The following is a 6083-nucleotide window of genomic DNA, read 5'->3' as shown; positions in this document are numbered from 1 at the left end:
AGCTACCGGGCGCAACAGGCGAGCGGATCATGGGCTGGAGTAAGCGGCGCTATCTGAAAGCCCGCGATCATCTTGAGGCCATCGGCCAGTTAACGATTGTGCAGCGAGGTAGTCAGCGCTCGCACAAGCCAACACTCGCCCGCCTGACATGAGGGTGGTGCAAATCGCTCCACTAAGTAACTAACAACCCTCCCCCTGTATTAGAGGCAGCTATGGACAACGACCGAATGGATACCGAACTGGCCGCGCTGATCGCGCACATGGAAGCCAGAAACATCGAGCCGGTGCAGTTTGCGCACTTATGCGCGGTGTCGATTGGCTCGCTGATCTATCACGGATGCGACGACAACAACGACAAAGCCGTGGCGCTGGCATCGCTGGTCCGCACGGTTCGTGATTGGGCCGACATGCCGGCGGCACACTAAGTGATTGTTTTATTTGGTCCCAATGCCGCGACTTCTGTCCGTGGGGAGGGTCGCGGAGCGGGCTCATCTATGTCGATTTACAGGTGATCTAGATGGCGAGAGCCAAGCAAGCTATTGATTTCATTGGTGGTTTGAAGGTGCCCGAAGGCCCGAGGGCTGGAAAACCGCTCAAGCTGGCCCCGTTTCAGCGGCAATTCATCCGTAAGTCCCTGCGTGGCGGGAATAAAATCGGCGTTTTGTCCGTGGCCCGTGGCAACGGCAAGTCGGCCATATCCGGCGGTCTGGCGCTCGGGCATCTGGTAGGCGCATGGTCGCCCCAGCCCCGGCGCGAGATCATCGTGGCGGCGCGCACACGCGATCAAGCACAGATTGTTTGGAACTACGTCGCCGGCCTGGCGCTGACGATGGACCCGGCCGAGTACGAGAAGCTGACGTTCCGGCGCGGGCAGAAGCTCGAAATCGAGTACGACGGGGAACACATCCTGCGCTGCATCTCGGCCGAACCCAAGAACGCGCTAGGTAGTTCGCCAACGCTCTGCATCATGGACGAGCGGGCGCACTGGCCCGACGACAAGGGCGACGATCTCGAAAGCGCGCTGCTGTCCGGGCTGGGCAAACGCTCGGGCGTGTGCCTGATGATATCCACGTCGGCATCGAGCAACGCGCACAGTTTCTCGCGCTGGCTGGACGATCCGCCGCCGGGCACCTATACGCAAGAACATCGACCCGAACCCGGCTTACCCGTGGACGACATGGATTCGATCCTGCTGGCGAATCCCGGTAGCAAGCACGGGATCGGTAGTTCGCCCGAATGGCTCCAGACGCAGGCCACGATGGCGATTGCGCGCGGTGGTTCGGTCCTGTCGAAGTACCGATTGTTCAACAGAAACGAACGGACCAGCGGCGAGCGGCGCGACCGGCTGATGACGCTGGACGAATGGCTCGAAGTCGAGAGCAGCGACCCGCCCCAGCGCGACGGCCACGCCATCGTCGGCATCGACCTGGGCGGCACTGCGAGTATGTCGGCGTGCGCGATGTACTGGCCTACGTCGGGCCGGCTGGAAGTGTTCGGCGCGTTCGGCAACGATCCGACGCTGGAAGATCGCGGGCAGCGTGACGGGGTGAGCGACAGCTACGTGGAAATGCACCAGCGCGGCGAATTGATCGTCATGGGGCAAAAGGTCGTGCCGGCCGACAGCTTCATTGCCGAGATCGTCAAACGGCTGGACGGCTGGCCGATGGCGTGCATCGTGGGCGACCGCTATCGAAAGGGCGAATTTCAGGAAGCCCTGTTCGCCGCTGGCGTGCGCGTGCCGATTGTCTGGCGCGGTAACGGCTTCAAGGACGGCGGCGAAGATACCGCCCGGTTTACCAAGGCGGTGTTCGACGGTCGGGTGAGCATGGCCCCCTCGCGCCTGATGGCATCGGCGGTTAACGATTGCGTGGTGGTTACCGATGACAGCGGCAACTCGAAGCTGACCAAGAAGCGCAGTCTCGGCCGCATCGACCCGGTATCGGCGGCCTCGCTGGCGATTGCCGAAGGCGTGCGCCGACAGGATCGCCCGATACCGGAGCGCAAGGGGCTGACGTGGGCGTGAAGAATCGTTTTCGCGGCCCGAGCGCGCGTGTGCAGCGTGACAAGCGCTGGCCCGCCCTACGTCAGGCCGCCCGCCGTCGCGATAACTGGTGCTGCGTGAAGTGCGGACACCGGGGCCGCATCGAGGTGGATCACATTAAACCCGTGCGCGACGCGCCGGAGCTGGCATTTGATTTAACCAACCTGCAATGCCTCTGCCGGCAGTGCCACAGCCGGAAGACCCGTATCGAGGTCGGTCTGGCCCCCTATGATCCCGAGCAGTCGAAGTTTATTGCACATATACGATCGCTGACGGCCGAACGTCGAAGCGAATAGCGTTAAGTGCAATCTCGGTTTGACTTTGCGGCCTGATTAATGTATATATATACAGTACCTAGCTAGGCCCAAACACAGGACATTGCAATGCTGGAATCCGCCAAGATTCAGAAGCGCCAGTCGGAGATTCGCTCGAATCTTGCCGAGTTGGCGGCCAACGAAGCCCCGAGCGAAGACGAGCAGCGCTCGCTTAAAGACCTGAACCGCGAATATCAGGTGAACGAATCGCGCTACCAAGCCGCGATCACCGCCGAGGACGCCGAGCGCCGCGACGCCGGGGCCGACCTGGAGACCCGCGAGGCGAGCGAATGGGGCGCGCTGGTCGACAAGTTTGAGATGCGCCAGGCCGCGCTGCACCTCGACGAGGGCCGACAGTTCGATGGCGCCACCGCCGAAGTCGTGCAGGAATTGCGACAGGCCGGCGGCTATCGCGGCGTGCCGATCCCGTATGCGGCTCTCGAAACGCGGGCCGGTGAGACCACCTCCGCGACCGTGCCCGATCCGATTGCCACCAAGCCGCTGATCGACCGGCTGTTCCCGCAGAGCGTGGCCGGCGCGATGGGCGCGCAGATGGTCAACGTGTCCGCCGGGGGCATCGAGTACCCGGTGAGCACCTCGCAGGTAACCGCAGGCTGGGCCTCGACCGAGGGCGGCGACGTGGCCGGCCCGAGCGAGTTCACCACCGTCGACCGGCCGCTGGCGCCCGACCACACGCTCGGCATTCAGATGCGGCTGACCCGCAAGGCCATGAAGCAGTCGGCCGGCATCGAGGCCGCAATCCGGCGCGACATGCAGGGCGCCATGCAGGCCAAGATCGACGAGGCGGTCTTTCAGGGCAGCGGCAGCAACGGCCAGCCCGCCGGCGTGATCGCCAAGGCCGCCGACTACGGTATCGACTCGACGGCGGTGGACGCGGCAGCCAGTTACGCGGCCTTCCGCAAGGCGGTGACCGAGTTCATGCTCAACAACGCGGCGAGCGGCCCCGGCAGTGTCCGGGCGCTGATCCGGCCCGAAGTCTGGGACGCGATGGACGACGTGATCTTCGATGCCGGTTCTGGCGTGACCGAGTACGACCGGCTCGCCGCCAAGTTGGGCAGCGTCACGCAGTCGCACAACGCCTTGAAGGCACCGAGCGGCAGCACGCCGGCCAGCAAGGCGCTTTTGAGCACCAACGCGGGCGGCCAGTCGCCGATCTTCGTGGCGACGTGGGGCGCGGTCGATTTAATCAGAGACGTATACAGCGACGCGGCCTCCGGCGGCCTCCGGCTGACCGCGCTTGTCACGATGGACGTGTCGATCAGTCGAACCGAACAGCTGAGAGTCCTGACGGGCCTTCAGTGATGCTGTACGGAATCCCCGGCGGCACAATCGAGGTTCGCGGTGCGTCGGATCGCGCGCTGCAACTTCGGGGCCGATTCCCCTATGGTTCCACGGCCACGCTGTCCGATGGCGGGCGGCGTGGTCGGCCGCGTAAGGAGCGTTTCGCCGCCCATGCCTTCAAGCATTCCGTCGAGACCGAGCGCGAAGTCCGGCTGCTGGTCGGCCACGATTGGGGCAAACCGCTGGCCAGCCGGGGCACGGGCACGCTGTCGCTGGAAGACACGGCCGAAGCACTGACGTTCGATGCCACGATCCCGCCCGAGGTCGCCGATACCAGCTTTGTCCGCGACGCCATCGCCCTGCTGACTGCCGGGCTGGCGGTGGGCATCTCGCCCGGTTTCCGCATCCCGCCCGAACGTGCCGTGCAACAGGCCGAGACGGTCGAGGAAGAAGACCCGGCCGAAGGGCAGGCGCTGATCCGCACAGTCCATGCAGCGGTTTTGTCCGAGCTGTCGCTGGTAACGAATCCGGCCTACGAGGAATCGAGCGTCGAATCCCGATCTTGGGACATGGCCGCGCCCAAGGCCCGCCCGCCGATGATGGTGTATCTCCCATGATGGACGTGCTCAAGGTCAGCGAAGGCCAGCCCGAGCAGCGCGTGGTCGATGCGGACTATGCCGGCGATGACGCCGCGCCCGGCACCGTGGCCGCGCTCTGGCAGCGCATCGAGGGCTATATCGCCCATCGCTGGCAGCCTCGCCCGGTGACGTGGGTACTCTGCGGTTCGGGCGACTGGACGCCCCCGCTGACGCCGGCCACCATCGACACCATCGAGTATTGGTCCGGCGGCGACTGGCACACCGTCGTGCAGAACCCGACCCCGCTGGGGTACGAGTTCGACGCCGGCACCTATCGCATCACCGCGACCGTGGGCGAGGAAACCGACCCGCCGGCCGCCGTGCTGGAAGCCTTCAATCGGCTGGCCGGCTATCTCGAAGACGAGATCACGCTGGTCAACAGCGCGACGCGCGAGACGGTGAACTACGGTAATGGCCTGTCGGTTAGCCGCGACCGCCCGGCGGCGTGGATTGCCAAGGCGTTGCAGCACAGCGGCGCGGCGGACCTGCTGCGCGGGTATCGGCGCGCATGAGCTTGTCCGCCAGTGCCAAACGGGTATTCGAGCGGCTCGGCGTGTCCGCGACGTACAAGCGCACCACGAAGGGCGCCTATGATCCGGTCAGCGGCTCGTATGGCCCCGGCGAGACCACAACGCATGCCATCAAGGTCGCCCCGCCGAGTGCGTACGAATTGGACTACATCGACGGCACGTTGATCCAGCGCGGCGACGCGCAGGTGGAGATTGCGGCGGATAGCCTGCCGTTCGCCCCGGCGCTATCGAGCAGCGACACGGCCGACGCGCTCGTGATCGCCGGCACCGAGTATCAGTTGATTCACGTCGAACCCCGATACGCCCGCGATGCCGTGGCGGTCTACACAGTGCAGGTGCGAGGTTAGCCGATGAGCTTTGCGAGAGATGTGGACAGGTTCGTTAAAAAGACCGAAAAGCGTATCGAGCACGCCCATAAGTCTGCGGCCACGAAACTGATTACCGACGTAATCGACGACACGCCCCAGGATACCGGCTTCGCAGCGGCGAACTGGCGTAGCGGTGTCGGCAACGCGCCCGATGGCCCGGTGGATCGTACAAGCGCGGCCGAAGCCAAGGCCGAAGCGTTGGCCGCGATTGCAGCGTGGCCGATGGGCACGCGCTTGGAGTTCGCCAACGCAGCGCCCTATATCTTGTCGCTGGAGTTCGGCAGTTCTAACCATCGCCCGGCGGGCATGGTCCGGCGCAACGTCAAGCAATTCAGCCGTAACGTGAAACGCGCAGCCAAGCGGGGCGCATGATGCAATGGAATCCCGCCAAATGGTTTAACCGCGGCGATACCCTGGAGCAGCGCGCCAACTATACCGAACAGGCGTTGCAGTTCCGGGCCGACCACATCATCGGCCGGCGCAATCTCGCCGAGCTGACCGGCACGGTGCAGACCTGCGTGTCCCTATGGGAGCACGGTCTGTCTCAGGCGGAGACGAGCATCGACCTGCTGACGCCCGAGGTGCTGGGCATGGCCGGGCGGTCGCTGGGATTCTGCGGCGAAGCGCTGTTCGTCATGCGCGGCGATACGCTCGTGGCCGCCAATAGCTGGACCGTTTCGACCCGAGGTTCCAAGCCGGTCGCCTATCGCGTCACCGTGCCGGATACCGGCGGCGGGCGTTCGGATACGGTGCTGGCCGGGGAAGTCCTGCACTTCAAGATCGGCATTCCCGTTGAGCGGCCGTGGACCGGGACCAGCCCGCTACACCGCGCCAGTCTTACCGCCGAGATGCTGTACGCGGTCGAGGATGCGCTGGCCGACGTGTTCACG

At 64.8% G+C, this 6083-nt stretch carries 8 protein-coding genes and 1 pseudogene; all 9 read left to right on the top strand.

Going from position 1 to position 6083, the window contains the following annotated elements:
• Positions 1 to 227: 227 nt before the first annotated feature.
• A complete protein-coding gene (locus SAOR_RS12070) occupies positions 228 to 425 on the top strand; it encodes a hypothetical protein (RefSeq protein ID WP_123631649.1) in 198 nt (65 codons plus the stop codon).
• Between the two features lie 92 nt (positions 426 to 517).
• The gene (locus SAOR_RS12065; protein WP_185015666.1) at positions 518 to 2023 is read left to right on the top strand and encodes a terminase large subunit domain-containing protein; all 1506 of its coding nucleotides are present in this window, start codon (positions 518 to 520) and stop codon (positions 2021 to 2023) included.
• Complete coding sequence (locus tag SAOR_RS12060) at positions 2014 to 2337, top strand: HNH endonuclease (RefSeq protein ID WP_221179977.1); 324 nt, start codon at positions 2014 to 2016, stop codon at positions 2335 to 2337. Before SAOR_RS12065 ends, SAOR_RS12060 begins: the two co-directional genes overlap by 10 nt.
• An 87-nt stretch (positions 2338 to 2424) precedes the next feature.
• Positions 2425 to 3678, top strand: coding sequence for a phage major capsid protein (locus tag SAOR_RS12055; protein WP_123631648.1), 1254 nt, complete (start codon positions 2425 to 2427; stop codon positions 3676 to 3678).
• A complete protein-coding gene (locus SAOR_RS12050) occupies positions 3678 to 4274 on the top strand; it encodes an HK97 family phage prohead protease (RefSeq protein ID WP_123631647.1) in 597 nt (198 codons plus the stop codon). Before SAOR_RS12055 ends, SAOR_RS12050 begins: the two co-directional genes overlap by 1 nt.
• Positions 4271 to 4807: a hypothetical protein gene (locus tag SAOR_RS12045; RefSeq protein WP_148077384.1), complete on the top strand. Its 537-nt coding sequence runs from the start codon at positions 4271 to 4273 to the stop codon at positions 4805 to 4807. Before SAOR_RS12050 ends, SAOR_RS12045 begins: the two co-directional genes overlap by 4 nt.
• Complete coding sequence (locus SAOR_RS12040) at positions 4804 to 5172, top strand: hypothetical protein (protein ID WP_123631645.1); 369 nt, start codon at positions 4804 to 4806, stop codon at positions 5170 to 5172. The genes SAOR_RS12045 and SAOR_RS12040 overlap by 4 nt, the downstream gene beginning before the upstream one ends.
• 3 nt (positions 5173 to 5175) lie before the next feature.
• Positions 5176 to 5565: a hypothetical protein gene (locus tag SAOR_RS12035; protein WP_123631644.1), complete on the top strand. Its 390-nt coding sequence runs from the start codon at positions 5176 to 5178 to the stop codon at positions 5563 to 5565.
• Positions 5562 to 6083: pseudogene (locus SAOR_RS12030) on the top strand (phage portal protein); the annotation flags it as partial. The gene SAOR_RS12035 and the pseudogene SAOR_RS12030, both read left to right, overlap by 4 nt.

The organism is Salinisphaera orenii subsp. orenii MK-B5, from assembly GCF_003788635.1.
GTDB lineage: Bacteria > Pseudomonadota > Gammaproteobacteria > Nevskiales > Salinisphaeraceae > Salinisphaera > Salinisphaera orenii.
Note: the sequence above shows the minus strand (reverse complement) of the source record. Positions and strands in the feature narration are given on the sequence as shown.